19 protein-coding genes and 1 pseudogene are annotated in these 25,522 nt (G+C 37.5%); 2 read left to right on the top strand and 18 right to left on the bottom strand.

Annotation, left to right across the window (positions count from 1 at the left end; translation table 11 throughout):
* Positions 1-502: 502 nt before the first annotated feature.
* The 16 genes and pseudogenes from ESY88_RS01390 to ESY88_RS01315 all read right to left on the bottom strand — a co-directional run bounded on the left by ESY88_RS01390 (position 503) and on the right by ESY88_RS01315 (position 17,771).
* Positions 503-1,516, bottom strand: coding sequence for an OmpA family protein (locus ESY88_RS01390; protein WP_147085054.1), 1,014 nt, complete (start codon positions 1,514-1,516; stop codon positions 503-505).
* Positions 1,517-1,520: 4 nt separating this feature from the next.
* Positions 1,521-3,812, bottom strand: a complete 2,292-nt coding sequence (locus tag ESY88_RS01385) for an outer membrane beta-barrel protein (protein WP_147085053.1) — start codon at positions 3,810-3,812, stop codon at positions 1,521-1,523.
* 547 nt (positions 3,813-4,359) lie between these two features.
* Entirely contained in the window at positions 4,360-5,037 is a 678-nt protein-coding gene (locus ESY88_RS01380; RefSeq protein ID WP_147085052.1) for a type 1 glutamine amidotransferase domain-containing protein, read from the bottom strand.
* 120 nt (positions 5,038-5,157) lie between these two features.
* Positions 5,158-6,318 carry an iron-containing alcohol dehydrogenase gene (locus ESY88_RS01375; RefSeq protein WP_147089809.1) on the bottom strand — a complete coding sequence of 387 codons (1,161 nt, stop codon included), beginning with the start codon at positions 6,316-6,318 and terminating at the stop codon, positions 5,158-5,160.
* A gap of 18 nt (positions 6,319-6,336) precedes the next feature.
* Entirely contained in the window at positions 6,337-7,338 is a 1,002-nt protein-coding gene (locus ESY88_RS01370; RefSeq protein ID WP_147085050.1) for an NADP-dependent oxidoreductase, read from the bottom strand.
* 10 nt (positions 7,339-7,348) lie between these two features.
* Positions 7,349-7,927 carry a TetR/AcrR family transcriptional regulator gene (locus ESY88_RS01365; protein WP_147085049.1) on the bottom strand — a complete coding sequence of 193 codons (579 nt, stop codon included), beginning with the start codon at positions 7,925-7,927 and terminating at the stop codon, positions 7,349-7,351.
* Between the two features lie 157 nt (positions 7,928-8,084).
* The gene (locus ESY88_RS01360; RefSeq protein ID WP_147085048.1) at positions 8,085-9,134 is read right to left on the bottom strand and encodes an L-dopachrome tautomerase-related protein; all 1,050 of its coding nucleotides are present in this window, start codon (positions 9,132-9,134) and stop codon (positions 8,085-8,087) included.
* Positions 9,135-9,272: 138 nt separating this feature from the next.
* Positions 9,273-9,785 carry a VOC family protein gene (locus ESY88_RS01355; protein ID WP_147085047.1) on the bottom strand — a complete coding sequence of 171 codons (513 nt, stop codon included), beginning with the start codon at positions 9,783-9,785 and terminating at the stop codon, positions 9,273-9,275.
* 309 nt (positions 9,786-10,094) lie between these two features.
* Positions 10,095-10,954: pseudogene (locus ESY88_RS21850) on the bottom strand (3-hydroxyacyl-CoA dehydrogenase).
* 176 nt (positions 10,955-11,130) lie between these two features.
* Positions 11,131-12,114: an NADP-dependent oxidoreductase gene (locus ESY88_RS01345; protein WP_147085046.1), complete on the bottom strand. Its 984-nt coding sequence runs from the start codon at positions 12,112-12,114 to the stop codon at positions 11,131-11,133.
* 17 nt (positions 12,115-12,131) lie between these two features.
* On the bottom strand, positions 12,132-12,545 hold the full coding sequence (locus ESY88_RS01340; protein ID WP_147085045.1) for a DoxX family protein: 414 nt from the start codon (positions 12,543-12,545) through the stop codon (positions 12,132-12,134).
* A gap of 11 nt (positions 12,546-12,556) precedes the next feature.
* Complete coding sequence (locus ESY88_RS01335) at positions 12,557-13,570, bottom strand: alpha/beta hydrolase (RefSeq protein WP_147085044.1); 1,014 nt, start codon at positions 13,568-13,570, stop codon at positions 12,557-12,559.
* 5 nt (positions 13,571-13,575) lie between these two features.
* Positions 13,576-14,760 (bottom strand): ABC transporter permease, encoded by a 1,185-nt coding sequence (locus tag ESY88_RS01330; RefSeq protein ID WP_147085043.1) that lies wholly within the window; start codon positions 14,758-14,760, stop codon positions 13,576-13,578.
* 4 nt (positions 14,761-14,764) lie between these two features.
* The gene (locus ESY88_RS01325) at positions 14,765-15,724 is read right to left on the bottom strand and encodes an HlyD family secretion protein (RefSeq protein WP_147085042.1); all 960 of its coding nucleotides are present in this window, start codon (positions 15,722-15,724) and stop codon (positions 14,765-14,767) included.
* Between the two features lie 21 nt (positions 15,725-15,745).
* A complete protein-coding gene (locus tag ESY88_RS01320; protein ID WP_223270677.1) occupies positions 15,746-17,023 on the bottom strand; it encodes a TolC family protein in 1,278 nt (425 codons plus the stop codon).
* 181 nt (positions 17,024-17,204) lie between these two features.
* Positions 17,205-17,771: a Crp/Fnr family transcriptional regulator gene (locus ESY88_RS01315; protein WP_147085040.1), complete on the bottom strand. Its 567-nt coding sequence runs from the start codon at positions 17,769-17,771 to the stop codon at positions 17,205-17,207.
* 414 nt (positions 17,772-18,185) lie between these two features.
* Between ESY88_RS01315 and ESY88_RS01310 the strand changes: the two genes are divergently transcribed.
* The gene (locus tag ESY88_RS01310) at positions 18,186-18,893 is read left to right on the top strand and encodes a VIT1/CCC1 transporter family protein (RefSeq protein ID WP_147085039.1); all 708 of its coding nucleotides are present in this window, start codon (positions 18,186-18,188) and stop codon (positions 18,891-18,893) included.
* 258 nt (positions 18,894-19,151) lie between these two features.
* On the top strand, positions 19,152-19,730 hold the full coding sequence (locus ESY88_RS01305; RefSeq protein ID WP_147085038.1) for a cytochrome b/b6 domain-containing protein: 579 nt from the start codon (positions 19,152-19,154) through the stop codon (positions 19,728-19,730).
* A 401-nt stretch (positions 19,731-20,131) separates the two neighbouring features.
* Here the strand turns inward: ESY88_RS01305 and ESY88_RS01300 are convergent, their stop codons facing one another.
* Positions 20,132-22,537: a hypothetical protein gene (locus tag ESY88_RS01300; protein WP_147085037.1), complete on the bottom strand. Its 2,406-nt coding sequence runs from the start codon at positions 22,535-22,537 to the stop codon at positions 20,132-20,134.
* A 108-nt stretch (positions 22,538-22,645) separates the two neighbouring features.
* Positions 22,646-24,208: a carboxypeptidase-like regulatory domain-containing protein gene (locus tag ESY88_RS01295; protein ID WP_147085036.1), complete on the bottom strand. Its 1,563-nt coding sequence runs from the start codon at positions 24,206-24,208 to the stop codon at positions 22,646-22,648.
* Between the last annotated feature and the right edge of the window lie 1,314 nt (positions 24,209-25,522).

Raw genomic sequence — 25,522 nt, 5'->3', positions numbered from 1 at the left:
ACACTTTTACCTGCCTGCAGCAATTCTACCACAGTTGTTTTAAATTCATTGTCGAAATTTCTTCTCATAATACAAAGTTATAGTTTTCGGACTAGATAAATTCGTCACAGCAAATGTAGACACTCCAGGTCATGGCTACAAAACTTCCTAAAGCCATCAGCAGAAGTTCATAAGGTGTTGGTCCTTTATCTTTGCCAACTGCCAATGGTTCATTGGCTATTATTGTATGCTTTCCAACGGTTGAGGTGGTTTCATATTTTTCTTTTCCAATCTTTGCTATAATTTCAGATATATGATATCTGATTTATCCCTTTTGGATCAAGCCATAAAGTTGTGGGATTTTAAGATCATGCAAAAATTATTGTATTCTATACAGGAAGAATTCTACGTTTCTAATAATTAACACAACACAAATTTGACACCAGTGTTCTAATCATTTAAAAGAAAGATTCGGACAAATCCACCTTTCCAAAAACCATCTATTTATGGCTCAAAAAAATAGTCATCTTACAATTATAGACATATCTACTCTACGTGCGTATTGATCTGAAGATACTTTATCTTCACCCCTAAAAGATGTAATGATTCGACTTGCATCAATTCTGTTATTAAGCAATGCTTTTTCTACAGCTTCTGCTCTGCGCATGGAGAGTTGTTTATTATAATCTGCTTTTCCTACCGTACTTGCCCATCCTTCTAACATAACTTTCGTCTCGGGATATTTGATTAAAATCTGGGTCATCTCTTGGATATATGGGAAATAGTCGCCGCGTAGAGTTTCTGAATTATTGTCGAAATATATTTGTTGTTTGAAATAGGACTTGTCTTCTGTGGTTTTTTCGGGTTTAGCAAATTTTTCAGCATCGATGATTTTCCTGTCTAAACTATCCATCTGGCGTCGTACATTTTTTATCCTGTCTTTCATCATCGTCAAACTATCCACAAACGAATTTTCTCTTTGGAGATTAGCTTTATTGGCCTCAGCAAGTTTTAACGAGTCAATTTGAGCCTCCAACTGTTTTATTTTTTTGTTGTTTGATGTTGGAATAACTGTCGTTGAACTTCTATCGTTCAAAGGATATGGCTGACTCGGCGCGGCATTACTGGGCATGATAATCGTTGAATTGTCCCTATTCATGGACGGCATCTTATTGTTATAAGAACTTAAGTTGTCAATTCTCTGATTCAAGTATTGTAATTCCCTTAAGATTTGCTGATTTGAAATCGTATTATATCCACCGGTTTGCATTCCCGGACGTTCTTGATATTTTAATCTCAATTCGGCTAAATCTTCTTTTACCCTTCTGCTTTCCCTTTCCTGCAGCTGCGAGCGTCTTGCTTCTGCAATGGTACTTAAAAAGGAATTGAGTTCAGATTTCGTCATTACAATAATGCTTTCGTCTGAAATTTTTTCTTCAGAAGACTTTTCGCTCTGAGCGAAAAGTCCAACTGAAAATAACATCCCTACTGATAGCACTATTGCTTTTATTGTAGCTGTTGTGTTTATCTTTAACATCTTATTAAAAATTTAATTTATAGCCTACAGATATTCTATGGATATCTACAAAGTTGTGTGCAGTATAATCTGCAAATAACTTACCACCCAGTAAATTGAAAGAAGTACCTATAATTAAATTAGGGCTGAAAGTACTTTCTCCGACAGCATCATTATAACCAATTCCCGCTCCGATATAAGGATTTAAAATGACGCCTGCATTTACTTCAAAGGGTATTACCACATTTGCATTTATTCCAAAACCGGTGTTTTCTCCTGGCGCCAAGTATAGGTCGGGCATAAATTTAAATGGCGAATTAGTGAAGGAGTAATTACCTCTTATACCAATAATCATAGACACATCATCTGCAATGGCTACACCTGTAAATACTGATAATCCTTCATTAATTACCACACCTGTTGCAACACCGTTAGTTGCATTTTCAGTTTCCACAACTGTATTGCCATCTGCATCTGTTACAACTTTAGTTTCTGAAGCTTGTGCCATTTGTGGCGCAGCTATAGGCGCTTGTTGACCTGATGAAATTACTACGGTTTTATCTTGATCCTGATTTTGATTTCTGAGATTACCATTCAGGTTATCGATCCTGTCTGTATTTTTCTCTATATTTCTATCAAGTTCATTCAATCTGTCCAGGATTTTTTGCGACGCATCTTCCTGACGAGCGGGAGTGAGATTTTCTCTGTAGTTTCCAGTATTAATCTCCAACAGCAATCGCTCCAAACGATCCATTCTATCATTGATTGTACGTGGTTTACTCGATTCTTCATCAACACCTTGAATCACTTTTTCAATCAATTCCTCAAGTTCTTTAGGTGTCATTTCAACTTTAGATTCTTGTTCCGTTTTCTTGGAAGTGCCTTTCGCTTCTTGACTAATGCCGTTTTCACGTTCTAATTCTTTTTTCTCTTCAATGATGGCAACTGCTTTCTTGGTGTCATTGTTTTTATAAGCATCAGAAAGTTCAGACTCCAACTCCTTAATACGGTCTTGATATACCTGTGTTCTATCCTCAACCCTTTGGTCTATTTCATCTCGTAAAATTTCATCGGTATTGTCAGCCCGTTTTCCTAATTGAAAACGAAGGCCTACAGAAAACATGGTATGTTGTTTTAACTCATCTGGAGAAATTGTATTCTCCAAATCATTATTATCCCTTTCAGAAGTGAACAACAAATTGGCATCTCCAAATAGTTCTAAATTTCTACCAACGGGTACGTTTAATCCCACCCCACCTTTTGCAAAATATCCTGATGATGCACCGGTAAGACCATCTCTACCCAGATAAGTCTCATTATACACGTTGATATATCCACCACCTAAACTGACATAAGGCACCAATCCACGAGAAACATTTAGCTTGGCTATAAAATCAGCACCATATATTCCCATGTCATCCCAATCGAAAGAAATTTTTTCATCCCTAGTAGATTGATAATAGTAACCTCTAATACCAATATATTGATTTAGGTCAAAACCTATTTTTCCGCCAAGGAAATAAGAATCTCTAAAATTGGTATCCTTATCAAAATCAATATAAGCGCCGGCAGGTTCTAGAATTAATTTGAAACCGCCTAAACCACCAGAAAACTTATTATAGTAAGCTCTGTCCAAGGCACTAAACTCTTCTGGACTTCGTCCTCCCAAATATACCTGTAGACCAGCCAAAACAGACCAGTTATACATGCGACTATTATTATTGTCATTAAGCCAACCTTCAATATCACTTTGATCTTGTCCTTCTTGGTACAGTATAGAAGCAGGGTTCATATTGAAAATTGTGTTTTTTGCCTCCAAATTAAGAAAGAGCCTATTGCCAAGCTTAATTTGTGTTCCCAAACCTATGTTTGCATAAACCTGTTCTGATTTTTGTTCGTTGGATGGGGCATTTAATGCAGCAATATTGACTTCTAGCGTTTGTACACCAGCTCCAAGTGTAAAATAAGGGACAAAGGTGCCCCGTGTTGGAATATTGGCTTTAAATTCCCCGCCAATCCTAGTAACATCAACATTTCTAACGTTAAAATTATCTACAAAGTTATCTGAAAAAACATCAAAACCATTAACTGTGTTTTTCAAATCATTAGATCTTTCGTAAACACCCCGTAGCTCGAGCGCCTCCCCGAATCCGAATCCTACCCTTGCTCCGAACATAACGCCGTCCTCAATTGCAGTGTTTTGGTCAAACCAATTATAACTTGCAGTTGGTTGCAATGTTACTGTTACATCTTTCATTTGGGCGTGTACATTGGCTCCTAAAGAAACCAATACACAAAAAGTAATTATTTTTTTCATTTCAGTATGGTATTAAATTATTTAATGTTTAGCCGCTTGGCAAACAGTTTAATGACTTCAATGGATTAGTGCAATTGTTTAAATCTTTACAAAGTTACATCCTGGCTACATTCTTCTTACTGACCTAGGTCAGTTCGATAAATTAAAGTTGTTATTTGTAAACCTTTTTTAAAGAAGCTTTCAATACTAGTATTGCAGATTTAGTTGTTATTGGTGTTTTAAACCTTAAATCTTCTTTGAGTAATTACTTAGCTCTTTAGGTCATGACGTCATTAAAATGATATGAAGGCCATGTTTCTAGTACTAAACATTTTTTTTTCGAGGATCACTGCAAATGCATAAAGAAGATGTTCTATAGCGTTGTGTAAGGTGTTCATGAAATTGGCTACGATGTTGCTGCATCGCTAACCCAATTATTAGAATTGACCGGGATCATTCCTAATTGTTGTGTTGATGTGAAAATAGCCTCTGCATCGACTTTGAATTTCAGCAATAAAAAAAGCCTGCAATCTTATGGATTACAGGCTTAAATAAAAATGTATTGGGATTATTTTAGTGTCTCGTATAACAGTTCTGCAACTTTATTTGAAGAGGCGGGGTTTTGACCGGTAATTAAGTTTCCGTCTTTAACCACATGAACTTCCCAATCGGCCGCTTTAGAATAAGTGCCTCCGTTTTCTTTTAGCATATCTTCCACTAAAAAGGGAACCACCTTGGTTAATTGCACTGCTTCTTCCTCAGTATTTGTGAAGCCGGTTACTTTTTTTCCTTTAACCAAAGGCTCACCATTTTCATTCTTCACATTTTTGAGAGCTGCGGGTGCATGACATACAAAAGCGATTGTTTTTTCTTGTTTATTGAATGCTTCAATCAAAGCCTTGGAAGTTTTATCTTCGGAAAGATCCCAAAGCGGACCATGGCCGCCCGGATAAAACACAGCATCAAAATCTTCAGCTTTAAGTGTGTCTAACTTTACCGTATTGTTGATTAATTTTTGAGCTTCTTCATCTCTATCGAATCGTTCAGTATCTTCGGTTTGTGCATCTGCACTTGCGCTTGTGGGATCAATAGGTGCTTTTCCTCCTTTAGGTGTGGCTACTGTTATGGTCACGCCTTTGTCTACTAAGGTGTAATAAGGAGCTGCAAACTCTTCAACCCAAAATCCTGTCTTGTTTCCTGTGTCTCCCAATTTGTCGTGAGAGGTCAATACAAATAATACGTTCATAATTTTTCGTTTTTTAGTTATTACTTTTTACTGGTGTTCTTACTTTTTTCAGCTTAGCCGCGAAGCCAATACCGCTGAATGCCTTCAGCAATATCAGGATGCTTTTCAAGCTTATAAATTTTAATAAGCCATTTTTACAATCTGCTCTGCATCTTCGGGTTTAAGGTTTTGATGTTCTCCAAGACCTTCCCAACCTCGCGCTTTGAATCGTTTTGAGATCTCTTCGGCGGTACCTTCATAATCGTTGGTATATTGAGATAATTTGGTAGCTATGCCCATTTCGTTAAAAAATGCTTCTGTTCTTTTGATTGCTGCTTTTGCTTTAGATTCCGTAGAGCCTTCAGTGATATTCCAAACACGCTCGGCATATTGCGCCAGTTTTTCTTTTTTCGTTTCGAAATTGTATTCATAGTGACTAGGTGCAATCACGGCTAATGTCCGTGCATGGTCGATACCAAAAAGGGCGGTAAGTTCATGACCCATCGCGTGTACTGCCCAATCTGTAGGGACTCCTTTTTGAATCAAGCCATTTAGCGCCATGGTACAACTCCACATAAAATTAGAAGCTGCCGAATAATCGGTTGGGTCCTCCAATACTTTAGGCGCCACTTCTATTAAGGTTTGAAGAATACTTTCTGAAATTCTATCCTGAAGTTTGGCTCCTGCAGGGTAGGTAAGGTATTGTTCTAAAACATGGGTGAATGCATCGGTAATACCGTTTACCAATTGTCTGTGGGGGATTGATTGTATAACCTCTGGATCCAATACAGAGAACACAGGGAATAATCCGGCGCCACCCATGGCTAATTTTTCTTTTGTATCTGCTCGTGTGATGACTGCTCCAGAATTCATTTCAGATCCTGTAGCCGGCAAAGTCAATACGGTTCCAAAGGGCATTCCTTTAAGTGTAGGGATGTTTTTGCTTAGGATGTCCCAAGGTTCCTTACCGTCGTATAGGGCAGCAGATGAAAGAAATTTTGTGCCGTCAATTACAGATCCTCCACCCACGGCTAGCATAAAGGTGATTTTTTGTTCTTTGATCACCTTTAAGGCCTCCATTAACACCGAATATTCCGGATTTGCAGGAATGCCACCAAACTCCACAACCTCATGGTTTGAGAGCGCTGTGCTCACTTGCTCATAAATGCCATTCTTTTTGATGCTTCCGCCGCCATACAGCATCAGTACTTTAGCATCATTTGGAATTTCATTTTTTATATTTTCAATTTGACCCTTTCCAAATAAAATTTTGGTTGGGTTTTTAAATTCAAAGTTTTTCATATCTAATTTTATTGTTTATTATAGTTTTACGACCATTTTTCCTTTGTTCTTTCCGTCGAAAAGATCCATAAAGGCTTGTGGTATATTTTCAAATCCCTCTCTAATAGTTTCGGTATAGGTTAATTTCTCTGTAGCCAACCATTCGGTTAATTGCTTTATCCCAGCAGGATGTTGATCTACATAATCGAAAATCACAAAGCCTTGCATTGAAGCACTTTTCTTTATTAAAAATGGTTGTACGCTAATGCTTTTTGGGAGTTCCTTGTTATTATAGACAGAAATGGCGCCACAGTTGATAGTTCTTGAGAACTTATTGATATTAAAGAGTACCGCCTCAGAAATCTCACCGCCAACGTTGTCAAAATAGACATCTACACCATCGGGACAAGCTTTAGCAATAGCTTCACTCATTTGCTTAGTCGTGTTGTAATTGATACCTGCGTCAAAACCAAATTCAGATTTTAGCATGGCTACCTTTTCATCGGTTCCGGCAATACCAACAACTCTAAGCCCAAGAATCTTACCTATTTGGCCAACAACACTTCCCACGGCGCCAGCGGCACCTGATACTAGAAGCGTTTCGCCCTTTTTGGGTTTTCCAATTTCAGTAAGTCCGATATAGGCTGTAAGTCCGGTCATGCCTAGAATACCAAGATATGCAGAAAGTGCTGCTTTATCGGGATCGACCTTCATAAGGTCTTTAGCTTTTGCGACCTGTGTTTCTTTCCAAGCTAACGAGCCAGACACGTAGTCTCCTTTACTGAAGTTGCTGTCTTTCGATTCTAAAACTTCAGCAATACTTCCAGATTCGATTGGCTTATGGAGTTCAAAAGGGGCAATATAAGACTTGGCATCGCTCATTCTTCCTCTTAAATAGGGATCTACAGATACATATGTTGTGCGCAACAACAGCTCTCCGTCTTTTAACTCAGGAATTTCTGTTGTAGTAAATTCAAAATCTGTTAACTGAGGCTTTCCTACTGGTCTGCTGTTTAAATTGATCGTTTTTGTAGTGTTCATATGTTTTATATTAAATTTTTATGCTGTTCCATGCCATCTTATAGGCTTCATCTATATGCTCTGGGGTTAGCTTGTAGAGACCTTGCTGTTGCATGTTCATTAAAAAAGCAACGGGGTAAATACTAAATGCATAGAGCATGTAAGGCGAAACCGGTTTAATAAGGCCTTCCTTTTTGCCGAGTTCCCATAGGTTCAATAGGGGTTGTAGGTGTTTTAAACCTTCTTGTCTGCTTGAGTCATCTATGATTGGGGTGTTATCACATTGAGACAGAAACATGGCTTTTTCCACTTCTCTTAGTTTGAAAACTGCAATATTCTTCCAGATTTTTTCAAAGCCTTTTTCTACTGAAACCTTTTCATCGTAATCTTTAAAAGCGAATTCGCTAAACGCCGTTTTTACATCAAGATAGACCTTATCGACCAAGTCTTGTTTGTTTTCGAAATAGAGGTAGATGGTACCTGGAGACACTGCTGCCAACTTAGCGATTTTAGACATAGGCGCTGCATGAAAACCATGGCTGTTGACAAGGTTTATTGTAGCCCTAACAAGTGCTTCTCTTTTAATTTGGCTCTTTTCAACCTTACTCATGTTTTTTCTATTTCTGAAGCAAAGATATAAACAAAATGAACATTCATTCATTTTTGAACGCGATTTAGGTTTTATTTAACTTAGCGCTTTACTCATAAGTTGATCTGAGAGCCCAAAAGGGTATAGAGTACCTTGGGAACTGTTGTGAGCGGCAGCCTTAGTCCAGACTTATCTTATGGATGTCAAAGGTCATTTCTGTGATTGGACCTGTTACCTCATTGATTCTGGAGTTGGTGTAATACAGTACATTCTTATAGATACTAAACGTATCTGCCCACCTAATTTTTGGGTCTTTTGCAAATACCGTCATAGCTCCTGTGGAAACTTCAAGTTTCATAATGCTATGGTTCTCCAGATCGGCGAAATACAGATTGCCTTTCTCATCGAGGATCATTCCGTCTGGGGCAGGGGTCTTCTTGATGAGTTTTACATTTTTCTGAATGGTTGCTTCGGTACCATTGATCAGGATGTCTGTTGGTACCGCGTATAGAGAATACCCGGATAAGGCATGGTAATAAAGCAGGTTGTTCTTGGTGTCCAGAGCAATGCCATCAGAATTTACCGTGTTGTCCCACCTTTTACCATCTATGACCAAATGGTCTGTTTCTGCAAGCGTTGAAGGGTGATCGTTCAACACTCTTTTAGTCGTCCCACTAACCAAATCGAGTACCACAAGGCCTGCATGACCAGAATCTGTAAAATAGGCCTTCTGTTTTTTCTTATCTATTCGCAGATCATTGATATAGGAATCTTTATGAAAACTATCCTCCTGAAAGATGTAGGTGCGTGTAAGCTTATTGTTTTTTAAATCGAACACAAACACTCTCGGATTATCTAAAACACCCTTGAATAAAGGATTACGAGTGTCTAGCACATAAAGATGGTCTTCCATTGCGATTACCGACTGAACCCCTATAAATAACGAGTCGTTGATAGGTTGCTCCATGTTCCAGGAATTCCATTTTTTATCTGGGAACGTATTAGAATCACCATTTTCTTCTATTTCTACCACAGATTGTTCTACACCCGCGCTCCATCTGGGAAAGTTTGCAAACAATCTGCCTTGATCGCTAATACTTACCCCTGTAACCTGCTGCCCCGTGAAGGTCTTAACTACTGTGATTTCTTTTTCGGAAGCAATGGGAGCAGGATTCGATTTACATCCGATTATTGATATAAAACCTAGTAAAAAAATTAGTTTGTTCATGTTGAGTTTATTTGATGAGGTTAAAAATAGGCCATACTTTAAAAAGCAAGTAAAGGCATTGCCTAAGCTGTCATGCCAACTTTAAATAGTAGAGTAAGGCGCAAACCTCGTGCTTCCCTTAGACCCCTGCTTTTTTAATTATTCAGAATAAGCACCAGACGAATAGGTTAATTCATAACTATGGGTATAAATTTCGAAAACAATTCCAAAAGGATCTTCCACATAGCACATTTTAAAAGGCTTATCATTAGGATAATATGCCCTTATCGGCATACGCTGTTTTCCACCTGAAGAAACAATCTTATCAACGAGCTCCTCAATATTGGGGTCCTGAATACAGAAATGGAAGAGTCCCGTATTGAAAGGATTGAATTCCGGAGCTTCTTTCTTGCCATGTGGAAAGGAAAATAACTCGACACCTATCCCATCTGAAGTGGACATATGAGCGATTTCAAAGGCCTCCCAGTCATCCCCAAAAACGTCAATACACATTTGGCCTATGGCGGTATCCTTTTCTTTTTTAACGGTTGAGGGCTTCATAATGATATACCAGCCCATGACTTCTTCATAAAACTTAACCGCCGCCTTGATGTTTGGAACGGTTATCCCTATATGGGAAAATGATTTTGGATAGGTGGCTTTAGCTGTCATAATACTTTATTTAAAACTGTTATTATTTATTTGTATATCCGGAAAGTGTCTTAAACAGGATATGATAATAATTTCGTTTGCCCCGACCCTAAAGGGAGCGAAATCCCCCTCGTATTGAATAATTTTCCAGAATAAGTCCACCCTTTAGGGTCGGGGAAAGACTTATTCGGTTTTTATTCTCAAATTCTTCTCAATTTGGGACGGAAAGCGGATATACATTTATTTCTAGACATTAGTGAATTTATCTTTCGTATTGCGGACTTTTTTGTAGTACATCGCCACTATAAATCTTCTGATTTAGCCAGGGATTTATTTTAAAAAGTCATCGGCTTTGAACGACGGATTCGGATAGGTATAAAAACCTTCGCCGGTAGCGACACCCAATTTCCCTTTATCAATGAAATGCTCTTTTAGGTACTCAACTACTTTTTGTTTATCTGAGTCCCCTGTTTTTTCAGCCTCCATTTTATTGATATTATATGCGGTGGTATTTCCAACGACATCTAAAATCGCAAAAGGTCCTGTGGGAGCGCCTGTTGCCACCATCCAGGTTTTATCGATTGTTTGAACATCTGCAACACCTCTTACCAATAAGTCTAGTCCTGCACTTAATAAGGGAACGAGTAATGAGTTGACGATATAGCCTGGTTGTTCTTTTTTTAGTGGCAAGGCCACCATTCCTATAGATTCGGCAAATGAAACAAGGGTGTCAAATACGTCCGCACTGTCCCGGGATGTCCCATAATTTCAGCGGTGTTATGTTTCCATATCTCGTTGGCAAAATGCAGTGCTGCAAATTGAGCGGGCCTGCCTGTTGATTCGGCAAACTGGCTGGGCAGCATTGTAGAGGAATTACTAGCGAAAATGGTTTTTTCGGGAGCTACAGCTGCTAGCTTTTTATAAAAATCCTTTTTAATCGAAGGGTCTTCAGGCACAGATTCTATAACGAGATCAGCATCGGCAACAGCTTTTTCTAAATCTGAAGAAAAATGCAATCGGTCCATGGTCTCATCGATCTGTTTTTGTGAGGCATTTAAATCGGCCTTGTAAGACTCCCCCAATTTCTTAAAAGTAGTTTTTGATTTTTCTAAAATGTCATCACTAATATCATAAACCATGACATCATATCCGTGAAAAGCGGTTTGGAACGCAATCTGTGATCCTAACACACCGCTGCCTGCTTAGGTTACTTTTATGATATTCATCATTTTTGTTTTTAAGTATTGATTACTGTTCATTTTATGTCAATGTGACCTCGCGTAGCTATGGCATTCCGTTATGCCTCTTAAACATTTATCTTATTTCGCAACACATAATTTAGTCATGAGCTCGGTCTCTAAACTATTTAGGATAAGCTTATAATTACTTTGCCTTGCGCTCTACCGGTAGCTAGGTATTCATAGGCATCTATGCCATCTTCGAAAGGATAAATGAGGTCTACTATAGGCTTAATATCTCCATTTTCTACCATGGCTGTGATGGTGTCCAGCTGTGTAGCATTAGGCTGCATCCAGGTTAGCTTGTAAGTGGCAGATTTCTTTTCTATGAGTTTTGATAATTTTTCTGGCAATTTATAATCGCTCATCCCCATCTGCTTCGCGGTTTCCTCGTCTGGCGGACCTACTATGGTGGTCACGCTTCCGCCTTCTTTAATAATTTCAAAGGCATCAAAGGTGTAATCATCCCCTAAAGTGTCAAAAACGATGTCCAAATTATTAGCGACTTCTTTATAGTCTTCCGTTTTATAATCGATCACACGGTCAGCACCCAAGGCCTTGACCCAATCTACATTTTTGCTACTGGTAGTCGTATAAACGATCGCGCCTTTGGCTTTGGCATATTGAATGGCAAGGCTACCTACACCACCAGAACCTGCATGGATAAGAATCCTATCGTTCTCTTTAATGCCCACGCTTTCTAAGGCCTGTATTGCTGTGAGTCCAGTTAATGGCAACCCGGCGGCTTCTTCAAAAGAAATGTTTTCTGGCTTTTTAGCAACTAAATCGCTCGTAACAGCTACGAATTCTGCAACGGTACCCATTTGTTCTTGAGGCACTCTGGAATAGACTTCATCACCAATTTCGAAATTGCCAACATCCCCTCCCTTTTCTACAACCACTCCGCTCAGGTCATAACCAATTGTAATCGGAAAGTTTAAAGGTACCATGTCTTTTAGATGTCCTTCCACCAATTTATAGTCTATGGGATTGAGTGAAGCTGCTTTAACTTCAATTAAAATATCGTTGGATGTAATGGTCGGTTTTTCTATCTTTTTGATGGATAGACTGTCTTTAATTGCGCCGTATTTTGTTATCTGTAATGCTTTCATAATACCGTTTGTTTTAGTTATTTTTTAGAATGTCTCCAGGTTTGCCACGCGCCAGAGGACCAAAGCGCCCATGCAATCAGCACTGGTTGAAAAAATAGTCTGATCAATCGGGCGGTATCAGAATTTAAAGCGCCAAAGGCATCCTTTCCATCCAAATATTGGGCAATATTGCCAGGGAATACCAGAACGAAAAACAGTGCCAAAGCCCAGCCAATGGTAGCACGTTGTTTTTTCCAGAACAATAAGGCAAGGCCTAAACCCATTTCTACGATTCCAGATAAAATCACGACTAAATCTTTGCTTACAGGCAACCAATCTGGAACCTGAGATTGAAACTCAATCCGATTGAATGTTAAGTGGCTAAACCCAGCATAAATCATAAAGAGTGCTAATAGAATTCTGAAAATATTTTGAACGCGTGTTGTTTTCATTTCCTTTTATTTTAATTACGTTGTTTTAAAATCGCTTCTTGGCTTTTATTCAGATTATTATTAATCCAATCGCATATTTTTTTATAGACCTGTTCCCTTACAGGTTTTTTTGAAAGCACTAAATCGTGCATGCCACCTTCAATCTCTCGAAGCGTTACATCGCCATTAATTTTATGGGCGTATTTTTTAATGTGATCCACATTCAAAACAGCATCTCCTTCCTTAAATTTATCAGACCAATGCTTATCGTAGACGGAATTATCACTATGCATCACAAGTGCGGGCACATCTATACTAAGTTTGTTTCGAATATTTAATTGTGCGCTTCGAATGGCTCTAATAAAACCCATAGTCACCTTCGGGATATCATGTGGTTTCCAGAGAAGCGAATAATTCCATTCCCCATATTTTTCTATATGAAGGCTATACCCATAGCGTTTTGAAAATCCTCCTGAAATAGGAATATTTGGAAAATATTTACCTATAAATGAAAGTATTGGGATGCCTACTGTTCTTTCGAAGCCGTTTAAATTGAATTCATAAAACGGACTGTTACAAATCAAGCCGTGAAATAGCTCGCTTTTTAGATGGTTAACGGCGTAATTGGTAAGGATAAGCCCGCCAGTGGAATGCCCCATTAGGAGGATTTCATGGTTATTTTCAGCTTTTATGATTTTCAAGGAAAGGTCTAATTCTTCATCATATTCCAATATGGAACGCACATTGTTGAATTTTTGATGTCTCAAGTACGACCTGCCGTACTTTCTTAAATCTAGCGCATAAAAATGATAACCAAGTTCGCTGAATCTTATAGCCAAATCCTTCTGAAAAAAATAATCGTTGAAACCATGTACATACAGGATCGCTTTCTCTGATTTATTATTGGCCATTCGCCGTACCAGTGTCGCGATTACTTGGCCTTCATAATCATTTGAAAGTTTCAGGTTGAGTTTTTCAAAACCATTACCCAGAACGTCAGGTTCGTATGCTTCAGAAACACGGCCCATAGCTATTTCTTCTTTCATTTTAATTAGTCCTGTGTTGGTGTTAGTGTTGCTTTCAAGTTTTTACGATATCTATAGATTTTAAACTGAAGTAGCAGTACCATAGCAATAAATGTGACAAAAATAATAGTCAATAATATATTGATTTCGGGAGTAATGGAAGCTGTATCTCCTCCGTAAAACGCTATTTTTCTGAATGCGCTCAAGAACTGTGTCAATGGGATATATTGGGCTACATTAGCTATGGCATCTGGAAACGCTAGGGTGGGCCAGGTAAATCCACTAAGTACAAAAGCGGGAGTAGAGATAACCATTAAAAGTTCTGTAGCTTTTAGTTGACTAGGAATGGCTATTGAAAACAACATGCCAATAAACATAGAGGCCAAGGTTAAGAGCGTTACTAAAATGAGCATGGGGAAGTTAAATACATCGGCATCAATTTGAAAGTAGGGAATAAAGAGGCTTACAATGGCCCACATTATGGGTATCATCAAAAAAAAGGGTGTAGATTTAATGGCAATGTGATACAGTGAAAACCTGCTTTCCTCAACCAGGCTTCCAAAATAGCCATCTTCAAAGTCCCTCGAAAAAACCAAGGCCATTGCCAAGAAGATAATTTGTTGCATTATTGCTGCGAGCATACCCGGTAACATAAAGGTTACATAGTTGCCTGTAGAATTGTAAAGCTTATTAAAATTGATCTTAAAACTTTCATAGGCTGCAGCCGCTTGGGTAGGATGAAGACCAGATTTTTTCAAACCTTCTATTTCAATACCGGCATTTAGCGTCATTAAAACCGACTGAATGCTTTTGCTGGCTGTATTGGCATTCACCATATTTGCCATATTTAAATCAACTCTTATTTCGGGGTGTCTTTTTTGGAGAATATCCGCTTCAAAATTAGTTGGTAGGGTAATAACCGCTGCATACTGATTCGTAGGCATTTCTGCTAGAATATTTCCAGGAGTGTAGCGTACATCGCTTATCAATAAAACTTCATTGTCTGAAAAAGCATCAATTATCTTATCTGAAGTAGGGCTATTATCCTGATCTACAATTACAATAGGTAGGCCCACTACATTTCCCTGTTGATAGACATAACCAAATATAATTCCATAGAATATAGGTGCTCCAATAAAAATGGCGAGCAAAACGTTATTTGAAAAAATACGTTTAAACTCTGCCCTTACCAATCTAAAAAAGTCTTTCATAAGTTTAGTCCTTAATAAGAATTGTTGCATTTAGAAAAAAGGATTGATTCGCTTCAGTTGAAGTTGGAACAATTTTTAATTCATAAATAGATTCGGATAAATTATACAAAGGAGCTGTGCTGGTAATGTCAGCATAATTTGCCAATTGTTTTATGGTAGTGATTTTGCCTTCAGTGACTTGATCTGTATATGGATTGACCAATGTTATCGTTTTTCCAACTTCAAAATCGTATACTTTTGATTCTGGCACTGTAAATCGAAAATACACGCTGCCCTTTTCATAACCGTTGAACAATGCATAACCAGGGGTCAATAATTCGCCTTCTTGAAGACTTATGGTCTCAATGCTCATGGCTGCAGGAGCGATTAAATATTGTTCATTTTCAGCAGAAAGCACTTCTTTTTTAGCGCCCACAGCTTGATCTAGCTGACCTTTAGCTTGCTCAATTTGTTCTATTCTCGCACTATTGCTTACCTCCTTGCGTTTAGCTTCTAATGATGCCACTTGTGCTTTAGCCATATTGAGTTTCATTTTTACTTCATCAAATTGCTGCAGCGTTACTAAGGAGTCCTTGTACATGGCTTGCAATCGGTTATAAGATCCTTGGGCGAAATTTAATTGTGCATTACTAGCATCGATTTGACCGTCAATTTGATTTATTTGATCTGCGGTAGCACCTTTATAGGCCATATTTAATTGACCCTTGGCCGAGGTTATGGCGCCTTCTGCTTGCATCATTTTGGCATTCACTTCTGGGATGTCGACATAGGCCAGTGTGTCTCCTTTTTTAACAGATTGGCCTTCTCCAACATAAATTTCGCTAATGCGTCCTGCGAGTTTGCCACTTACCGAAATGGTTTCAAACTTTACTTTTCCTCTATATTCTGTAATTGTATCGTTCCCGCAAGAACTTACAGCCAGCATTAGGATGCTTAAGATGATTATGTTTTTTATTGATTTCATTTTTGAAATGTATCTGGTTGATTAATAGTTGAGAATACCCTTTGCATGAAGTAAGGCTGTTATGGCTCGGCGTTGATCAAAATAAGACTGTTGTAATTTAAAATTGGATTTTTCTAAATCATTTAAAGCGTCTAGTACATCGTTTAGGGAGGCTAGGTTGTTTTTGTATTGCTTATCAATCATATTATAAGTATCGCTGGCCAATTCAATTTCTTTTAGAATGATCTCCGTATTTTGTAATGAAGCTTCATAGCCTAATTCTGCTTTGATGATGCTTAAGGCTATCATTTCATTGGCATCTTCAATTTGTTCCCTGTACTTCTGGCCTTCAATTAAAGATTTTTTGCTTTCTAATCGCGATTGATTACCGTCGAATAGATTCCACTTTATACCAACACCCACATACCACTTTGGATCTAACAGCGATAGATCATCCTCAATAAACTCATAATGCCCTTGTACCGCAAGCTTGGGTATGACCTTGCTTTTTTCCATTCTAGATTTATAAAGTGTCGCTCGTTCCGCTTCCTCAAGCGCTTTAAGTTCGTTGCGCTTTTCAGCAGTTGATAACGAGTCTGTAGTAAAAGGTTGTAATTGCGGATTGAGTAAAACTAGGTTTTCCTTAGTTTCATTTGTGAGTTGGTGCAGTACTTCAATCAATAGCGTTTTATTATGGTTAAAGTCTAATAATTTTCCTGCCAGCTGTTGCTTCGCCAGTTCTATTTTTTTACGGCCAATGGGAGTTGCTAATCCATTTTCTATGGCTTTTTTCATGTAATAAGCTTGCTCATTTAAGTAGTTTTCAGAAGTCGTTAGCACGCGTTTAGAGGCATAAACCAACGCAAGCTTATCATAATTTTCTATGATTTTTAGGGCGATTTCATCCTTTTCGGCCATGGCTAAATAATTTATTGATGCTTCTTTGTGCCTACTTGCTTTGAGTGCATTACTAGCTTCAAACCCGCTAAAAAGCACCCAATCCATATCCATGGAAGATCTCAGGATGTCCTTGTTCTGTAAATTTGGAACAGGCTCTAAGGGAATGCCTGCGGGAAAAGCACTATTAAAAGGGATGCCGGCAGCCTCTTTAACCAGGAGCCTTTGTGTCCCAATTAAAAGATTTTGCGTGTCATCATCAAAAGTGATGTCATCATCCAAGCGTGTGTAACTTCCATTGAGCGTAAGTTTGGGCAGGAAAACTGACTTTGCCAACTTTTGATCAATTTGAGCCTGTTCTGCATTGTAATTTTGGATTTGAACGCTATGGCTTTTATTCAGCCCTTTATTTATTAGATCCATAAGCACAGGATCTAATTGTTGTGCTATAGAACTTGATGAAACAAGACATAGAGAGGCAAGAAAAAAAATAGATAGCCGTGATTGGTTGTTTTTCATTTTGAACGATTTACAATTACAATACAAATTTAATGGCATTAAGATTATTTTCCTTTGACCTATATCAAAAAGTAAGATTCATGTTTTAATGTGAATCGTTCTTTCTTATGCGGCTAAGTGTTTCTTGCGTTATTCCTAGATAGGAAGCAATATGGCCCAAAGGAACGCGATGCGAAATGTCAGGAAATTCAGCGAGCATATAAGTGTACCGCTCTTTAGCAGTCTGGAATTGGATCGCGTTCAGTTTATGGACAAACTTGGCAAGTGTATCTATGGTTAACAATCTAATAAATGTTTCCATGTTGTGGTATTTGGCCAACAAGGCGTCCATATTTTTCTTGGTTATACTATATAGAATGGAATCTTCTAAAACCTCTAGATAGTAAAAACTCGGACTTTGCTGAAAGAAGCTGTCTACGCTAGACATGAAATTATTGACACCAAAAAACCATTGCGTCACTTCTTTTCCATCTTTTTTCAGGTAATAACTCCTTCCGATACCTTGATCTACAAAATATAATTTACTGCACACCTGACCTTCTTTTATTAACACCTCATTCTTTTTGACCTTTTCCTTTTTAAAATAAGGAAGGATGTCGTTGAGTTCATCGTGTGAAAAAGGCACAAAATTTATTAGAAAATCAGTAATCATAGATATGCCTTTGTTGATACATTAATTTTATTAAATATAGTTATTAATCAATTAAGGAATAAATACTTAATGATCCTATCCATCTTATACGAATTATTGAAAATAACTTTAAGGGAGATAAAAATCAAGATGATTAGAACCCATTTGCGTATCCTTTTTCATTTCTATTAGTGCTTGTCCTTAGCTTTAGCGAAAGGCTACATTTCCTAAAAAGAGCAGCCCTTTCAGTATCTTGATCACGATCCCCAATTTCAACCGTTCTTTCCAGTTGATAAGAACTCCATTTAATCATTGGCACCATTTCTAAGCTCTCACTGCCCCAAACTTTTTTGACAGGAAAAATAATTAGAAGTGACTTTTATCACATTCCAACTCAAAAACCTATCGTACATTGAGGAGAAACAACGATAGAAAATGTCAGAATTTGAAGATGATTATTTAGACAATCATTACATACACCGAAGTAATTGGTTGAGAGCGGCTGTGCTTGGGGCAAATGACGGCATTCTATCTACGGCAAGTCTTGCCATTGGTGTTGCTGCTGCAAGTGATTTTAGAGCCCCCGTCATTTTGGCAACCGTTGCCGGCTTGGTTGCCGGTACATTGTCAATGGCAGCAGGAGAATACGTTTCTGTGAGTTCACAAACAGATGTGGAAAAAGCCGACATTGAAAGAGAACGGCTGGAATTGGAGGAAATGCCTGAAATCGAACTGCTGCGCTTAGCTGAGATTTATGAAAACAGAGGCCTTAAAAAAGAAACCGCATTAATTGTTGCTAAAGAGCTAACCGAAAAGGATGCATTGGCTGCTCACGTAAGAGATGAGTTGGGTATTAATGAAATGAGTCAAGCCAAACCAATACAAGCCGCCTTTGCCTCTGGAGCAGCCTTTACGGTTGGAGGTGTGCTTCCGCTTCTGGTAGTATTATTTCTACCCCTAAAAAACATGGAATATTATCTCTACGGTTCTGCCATTTTATTCTTAATCGTTTTAGGAAGTTTAGCCGCTAAAACAGGAGGCTCTAATGTTTTGAAGGCCATTATTAGAGTTACGTTTTGGGGTACGGTCGCCATGGGATTGACGGCATTGGTAGGGTATCTATTCGGAGTTAGTTTGGCTTGAAAATTTAATGATGATATAATTTTGGACAAGGTACTAGTTGCCAATATCACAGGATCAATGAAACATACAGTATTGTCCGGTTAAACACCATATGATAGCCGCCGCGGCGGACAATATGCCGTTAGGCATTTGATAGGGGTAACTAAATAGAACCACTGCAAAGGCTCGTCCTGTAGGACTAAATATAGAATGGGATTTCCCAGAATCATGTATTACTTTTATCAGACAACAATATAAAACATACTCAAAACAAACATTGTGGAAAAAACAAACTATTCTAAAATATACCGCATACTGCATTGGGCAATAGCTATTTCATTTACGCTATTGTTAATCACGATTTTTTTGCGATTAACCTGGATGAACAAGTATAATGTGGCAGCGATCATACAAGACTATTTGAGTACTACTGGCCAGACTCTATCTCAAGACCAACTCATTGTTTTAGCAAAACAGATAAGACAACCCATGTGGGATTGGCACATTTACATTGGCTATGTGTTGACGGGATTATTTAGTCTGCGGTTGATACTTCCCTTTTTTGGGTCTATGAAGTTCCAAAATCCTTTGGCTAGAGATCTATCCCTAAAAGATAAATTCCAAAAATGGACCTATATCGTTTTTTATTTATGTGTTGTGATTTCATTAGTTACCGGACTTATCATAGTTTTTGGTCCAAAAGAATTTAAAAAACCAATGGAAGAGATCCATGTGCTTGGTATTTACTATTTGGTTGGATTTATCGTGATACATATAGCTGGTGTTTTGATAGCAGAATTCACAAGTCAAAAAGGAATCATTTCACGGATTGTAAGTGGTTCGAAAAAAGAAAGCTAAAAAGTACGAAAGCATAGCACGATGGAGGAATATGGCAGAGCGTTGAGAACCAATCGTGTTGGTCAACCAGTGATTTTGTGGCTGTATTTCCTTTGAGGCAGTTAAAGTGCTACACATCTTAAAAATGTAGACCGTTCAAAAATAAAGTATTGGCAGGGTTAAATCCCTACAGAGGGTTTTATTCCCCCCGAAGTTTGCCTCGAAATACAAAGAGCATCTTTCAATTCACACCTCGTGGGCTTGCCCCGAGCTTATTGATTTCATTGAAAAACAGATTATGAAATATCAAATCAAAGCTTCGTCCACTTCAAATAGGGATGCCATCATTCATATAAAGCAATCAAAATAGTGTTGAAAGACGCGGTTTTTTTTCTTTCGTGGGTGTCGCTAATTGACATTATTTAATTCATGTCAATTGTCAATTCCTCCGAAATAAAGCTTCCGTCATTGGCGGTCCCTTCAATAAAGAGTTTTAGGTTTTCATTACCCGTATCAAAAATCTTAAAGGAAGCATTTCCGTTGTGGTCTACTTTTAGATTGGGCTTCCAGTCAATAACGCCATAGCTTTGGTAAAAGTCACTTTTATAGTTGGTATACTTGGGCGAATAAAAGGTTTTGGGAGAGGTAAAGGTCAGGGGGATATCGATGAGCTGAGAAACATTGTCGGCGTCTGTATTAATGATTCTTAGCAAAGGATCTGTAAAGATCTTAATGACCCCGGCCGCACCTCGCATGCCCTCGCCCAATCCAGATTTGTCAATAATGATATAGTCAACGGCTGTCATGTCAAAATTTAATAAAATATCGAAATCATACAACAAAAGATTATCCAGGTAGACTAAAGGCGTTCTTGGTTCAATTTCGTCTTGTAAGGTAATTGCTCTTGGAACTGTAATGTAAAAATTGTTTGCGTCTTGATTCACAACAAAGCCTTTGCTGTTGATATAGGATGCAAAGTCGGGATAAGCATATCGTTGTATGTCATCAAATATATCTGCGCGTCCTTTATGCCTTCTGGATATTTTTTCAAGACGTTCCTCCTCTACCTTTGCCGTGATGAGCACTTCATCCAGTATTTCTGGATTTTGAGCTGAAGCCATCAAATTAATTTCACTGCGAGTATTATCAAAAGGCACAATATTGGTAGTAGGGAAACTTTTTATGTCCTTATCTAGTGTTGGGATTTTGGAGGGGCTAAACTGTAGGTAAAGATTTGAGCTAATTGTTTTATTTCTCTTATTAAAGGCGCCAATCCTAATTGGCTCAGCATCCTCAGGGTATAGTCCCTTAACCTCAAAGTTTTCTTGATCGGGCTCAATGTCTAGCATAATGGTAGAACTATTAATCATGGGGTGCACCACAATTTTTACGGCCTTTGAGTTTTGGATATTGGCGATAAATTCTATGCCGCTTTCAAACGCAAATCTATTTTCTGGAGCTTTGTTAAATACAGTCGTCCAATCATAGCTGCTCCAACCCTGGGTCACTAATAAGAGATCAAGTTCGCTTTTTTTCTGAAGGTCGATTTTGGTAAAATAATACATCGCATTTTCGACAAATCCTTGGACATAAGGCTGTAAATAAGTTTTAGAAATAATGTTTTGATGAACGTTATAGCTCTTTGTTTTAGCGGGTAAGACAGATACACTTAGATTGTTGAATTTAGAGGTGTCAATAGCAGTTTCGAAAGGGATTGTGATTGAAACAGAATCACGCTCTTTTTTCAGTTTTACGGCTGAAGGCCTAATCAAATCAATGCCGTTATATTTAAAAAAAAGACGTTCCAATAGGGGTTGGTTTTTTTCATTGAATACGGTCAATATATTTATGCCCTTATAGAGGTCTTCGTATCGTATCAGTTTCAAAACCTCTAACCTGTCTTCGAACTTGACATCGATTACCTTTAATTGGTTGCCATTGTGAATGGACAGCTTGAAGAGTTTTTGCTTGATTTCCGCAAGGGTGGAAGTATTGGTTTTTAGCGATACTGCGATTCTATCGTTCAAATCGGTAAGCTTAAGGCTAAGGCCCTTTGCCTCGGCAGGGTTTAGCATGACTTCTTCATTTGCTGAGTTCTCAAATCTTACCGTATACCTTGTTTGGTCTGTTGGGGTAATATTGAACTTAGCCAAACCAAAAGCATTCGTTTTGAAATTGGTTATTTCTGTTCCGTTGTTGTCATAGATCATGCCTGCTAAATTTGGTATGCCATAACCCAAATTATTTTTAACTACCACGCCCATACTATTCTCTATGTTTGCTATAAAATGACCACCCTCGGGTAAAAACTGGGCATCGATCTTATCCCTCAATTTCAAGTCTGATTTAGGATCATGATCCTCGGGGTTGATCACCTTGATGTTCTGCACGTAAAAGTTTTGTTCCTCAAAATTTTTCATCCAATTGGTGTAGGACTTAAACACAAAGTTGCCAGACTTAAATAAGCTGTCAATCTCGAAGGAGCCGTGGGCCACCCCATTTTTTACCAAGAGCAGAGACTTTTTAATGATATCGCCAGATTGATTTTCTATAGAGCAATATAGGTTTGTGGTAACAGCAGAAGGCTTTTTAAAATATTTGTCAAAAATATAAACTGTAAAACCTAGAGTCTCTCCTGTGATGAGAGTGCTTTTATTGAGATGTGAAAAAGCTACTTCTCTTGGGAGTTTGGTGTAATTTTTAAAACTGTTGAACAAATAGGCATCAGCTTGTTCTTGAGATACTGCTAAAAATGGAGTTGAACTTAGAAAAATAAAAAAACTAATTTGCTTAAAGCTTTCCAGATACCTCTTATAGACACTTTGCATGATGTTCTTGGTTTATTGAAATTAATTTATTCTGATATTTTCCGGGGTTTTTTAAAAAGACACTTATTATTAAAATCAAGACATTACAGCGGTGCTGGCTTTCTAAATTTAGTTGTTTTCAAGCAAGGGTGAGTTTATCCAATAGGTCTTGTCAATCTTTGGGTTTGAGTTTTGTTTTGCATTATGAAGCTGATCTACCTTGTTTATATAAAACAAATCTGGGGATGGCTCTTTATCAATATGCACTCTTTGTACAAACAACTCACGGTATTGATTGGCATCTAGAAAAATAATTTCGTTGAGTTCTCTTCCTGCAACATCTTTAATTTTTCTGATTTTAACTTCTAAGTCTTTTGCTAAATCAGTATTGGAAACAGCACTGCCTCCAGCTATTTTTAAACTAATGGTTTTTTCATCTAAAAATTTATAACTCGTAACTTTTAATTTTTCATTTTTGAAAATTAATTTTATTTGGTTTTTTCGCTTTAAGGTCTTTTGATCAATTTTTTTACTAAATCTTAGTTTGATTTCATTTTTGTTGGCATCAAACCCCATGGAATCAATTCTAAAATCAAAGGCGCTTTTAGCTTTAAACTTGTTTTGAAACGAGATGTAATTTAAATACATTTTAGAGTCTTGAGGCTTGTACTCTACAGTTAGCGAGTAAAAAGGATCTTCATCTTTTTTATTATAGCCATAATATTCCAACTTATGTATAGCAAACGATTTACTATCAATATAGATGAAACCATTTGCCGAGTTGTATATGCCCGTCACATTCTCTAAGGCATAGAATGCCAATTTGTAAATGGTTCTATTGTCTTGATACACCTTCGACTTAATTCTGAACTTGTGATTATGTAAAAAGTCATTTTTAAATACATCTATAAATGAAAATGATTGAAGTTCATAATTTCTTATGGCGTTGTGAATATTCAAAATGCTCAATTCATTGCCTCCTAAACCTGAAACTGTGGCATTTTTCATGAATTTATTATCGTTTTGATTGTAGGGGACGGTTAAAACAGAATCGCGATTAAAATCTGAGTTTTGCTCAAAACTATAAAGAGCCGTCTTATTGTCTTTGTACTTTAATTTGTGAGTTTGGATGCCAGCATCAAAATCTTCAAAAATCCCTTCGTTCAAATTAAAATATTGATTATTCAATAATTGGTAATCTCTGTAATAAGCAATATAAGAATGAGGCTCTGTTGGAAAATTGAGACGTATATTGAATATGGCCTTCTTGACAATTTCTTCCGCAGAAATATAGGGCTCCTCCTTTTTATTGCGATTCACTAAAATATTGACCGCATCCAATGCTTCAACCTGTGGCGCTAATTTTAGAATGTTTACTTTATCTGAAGAAAAATCACCAGCTTGAAATTCATTTGTTTTGTATCCTATAGATGATAAGATTATAAATTTGCGCTCCGCTTTTGTATTCATTGGAAGTCTAAAAAAACCATGTTCATCTGCGATCACGCCTAGGTTTTCGGATTTGATTTGGACAGTGGCAAAAACAACGGGGTCTTGCGTCTCTTGATCAATGATTTTACAAAATAAATAATCGCCATTTTGAGAATTTCCTATTACGCAATAGCTAATAATGATTGCTAAAAAAATAATTTTTTTAATCTCAAAATGCACGCTTTTGGTGCAATAAATCATGGTTATTGATCATTTGTGGCCGATTCAGCTTTTGAACAGCTTGATTTCCAGGATAAATTTTTGGTTTTATAGTAATTTGGTTTTACCGTAAACGCAATGACTTCTTTTGTATGTATGCTTTTAATCCTAAGAATTAAACATTGCCTTATGATTGGTTATGGCCATTCGATATACTTCTTATAAAAGTAAACACTTTTGTAACAACCCCGTAATAAAAAAGCTACAAATTTCCTAAGCACATGACAAAAAACGAAATATATCTAATTATTACTGATTTTCGGTTTTTAGCAATACATGAGCCAAGAAGGGAAGCCCATATTTAAAAATGCTCTTGGCTTCTCTATAATGTTTTTTATGGTAATCGGCTCGATTTGATTTAGATGGATTCCGACTTTATAGCACCAAACAAAAGCGATCATTACCAGTAAGATCAATTTCTATATTCTTTGGATATCCTGTAGATGTGATTTTTCAATATCAAAACCGTTAGATTTCATTGCCTTGAAACACATATCTATCTGCCATCGTGCTTTTTCAGGTTTATTGAACGATACAATAATTCGAAAATCTTGTTTAGCATTGCTGGTGTTGAGTTTGCAACCGGATAAATAACAGAGTTGTCCATTGAAACCGACAATTTTACCGTAATGTAATAACTCATTGTTTTTAAACCGATTGAACAAATGTGATGCTTTTATGTCTTTATTTTTATGTGGTAGAAAGAGCTTAAAATGATTACGAATACGTATGCATTACCTGATATTATTCCGATTTAAAAACTCTAGCCATTTTTTCCCCACAAATTCCCTATCTGCAACAACAGATCCAATAACCTCTCTACCAAAAAGGCGGATAAATCTATTTATGAGATCGATACGTTCCTGACTATTAGAATTCCCCCTCTTGTCAAGCATGGTAAACAATAAGGGAACGCAATTCCCTTGTATACGATGCCCTGCATAAAAATATTGATAGTGGTGTGCCCAAACTTCCAATTGGTTCTATCAATGCTCAATGTGAGTTTCTCTTGAGCAGGCAGGAGATTGAATATTAGGCGTGCTATAAGATTGAGATCTAAACTATAGCCAGCAATAAAGCCTTGTATTCGCCTTAGCGAAGACCATGGATTTGACCCAGTATCAAAAGCAATGGATAGTTTTTCAAAAGTTACGGTCTGTACTTCGCACAGCGCAATAACAAAATGGGGGATGAGCTTACGCTTGCCAAATTGATCTTATTTTGAAAATGACTTTTAAGCGAGGTTAATTCACTGTTTTTAGTAATTCAAACACCCAAACGATTCAATTGTGGCCA

The sequence above is a fragment of the Subsaximicrobium wynnwilliamsii genome (assembly GCF_007997225.1).
GTDB classification, from domain to species: domain Bacteria; phylum Bacteroidota; class Bacteroidia; order Flavobacteriales; family Flavobacteriaceae; genus Psychroserpens; species Psychroserpens wynnwilliamsii.
This window is presented reverse-complemented; position numbering and strand designations above follow the sequence as displayed.

What these genes read in the sequence shown, in the direction of transcription:
- ESY88_RS01335 (WP_147085044.1), bottom strand. Translation starts at nt 13,570, where the DNA reads ATGAAAGAAGAAATAGCTATGGGCCGTGTTTCTGAAGCATACGAACCT.
- ESY88_RS01315 (WP_147085040.1), bottom strand. Translation starts at nt 17,771, where the DNA reads ATGATTACTGATTTTCTAATAAATTTTGTGCCTTTTTCACACGATGAA.
- ESY88_RS01355 (WP_147085047.1), bottom strand. Translation starts at nt 9,785, where the DNA reads ATGACAGCTAAAGCCACCTATCCAAAATCATTTTCCCATATAGGGATA.
- ESY88_RS01375 (WP_147089809.1), bottom strand. Translation starts at nt 6,318, where the DNA reads ATGAAAAACTTTGAATTTAAAAACCCAACCAAAATTTTATTTGGAAAG.
- ESY88_RS01330 (WP_147085043.1), bottom strand. Translation starts at nt 14,760, where the DNA reads ATGAAAGACTTTTTTAGATTGGTAAGGGCAGAGTTTAAACGTATTTTT.
- ESY88_RS01380 (WP_147085052.1), bottom strand. Translation starts at nt 5,037, where the DNA reads ATGAACGTATTATTTGTATTGACCTCTCACGACAAATTGGGAGACACA.
- ESY88_RS01365 (WP_147085049.1), bottom strand. Translation starts at nt 7,927, where the DNA reads ATGAGTAAGGTTGAAAAGAGCCAAATTAAAAGAGAAGCACTTGTTAGG.
- ESY88_RS01340 (WP_147085045.1), bottom strand. Translation starts at nt 12,545, where the DNA reads ATGAAAACAACACGCGTTCAAAATATTTTCAGAATTCTATTAGCACTC.
- ESY88_RS01295 (WP_147085036.1), bottom strand. Translation starts at nt 24,208, where the DNA reads ATGATTTATTGCACCAAAAGCGTGCATTTTGAGATTAAAAAAATTATT.
- ESY88_RS01345 (WP_147085046.1), bottom strand. Translation starts at nt 12,114, where the DNA reads ATGAAAGCATTACAGATAACAAAATACGGCGCAATTAAAGACAGTCTA.
- ESY88_RS01390 (WP_147085054.1), bottom strand. Translation starts at nt 1,516, where the DNA reads ATGTTAAAGATAAACACAACAGCTACAATAAAAGCAATAGTGCTATCA.
- ESY88_RS01320 (WP_223270677.1), bottom strand. Translation starts at nt 17,023, where the DNA reads ATGGATCTAATAAATAAAGGGCTGAATAAAAGCCATAGCGTTCAAATC.
- ESY88_RS01325 (WP_147085042.1), bottom strand. Translation starts at nt 15,724, where the DNA reads ATGAAATCAATAAAAAACATAATCATCTTAAGCATCCTAATGCTGGCT.
- ESY88_RS01300 (WP_147085037.1), bottom strand. Translation starts at nt 22,537, where the DNA reads ATGCAAAGTGTCTATAAGAGGTATCTGGAAAGCTTTAAGCAAATTAGT.
- ESY88_RS01370 (WP_147085050.1), bottom strand. Translation starts at nt 7,338, where the DNA reads ATGAACACTACAAAAACGATCAATTTAAACAGCAGACCAGTAGGAAAG.
- ESY88_RS01360 (WP_147085048.1), bottom strand. Translation starts at nt 9,134, where the DNA reads ATGAACAAACTAATTTTTTTACTAGGTTTTATATCAATAATCGGATGT.
- ESY88_RS01310 (WP_147085039.1), top strand. Translation starts at nt 18,186, where the DNA reads ATGTCAGAATTTGAAGATGATTATTTAGACAATCATTACATACACCGA.
- ESY88_RS01385 (WP_147085053.1), bottom strand. Translation starts at nt 3,812, where the DNA reads ATGAAAAAAATAATTACTTTTTGTGTATTGGTTTCTTTAGGAGCCAAT.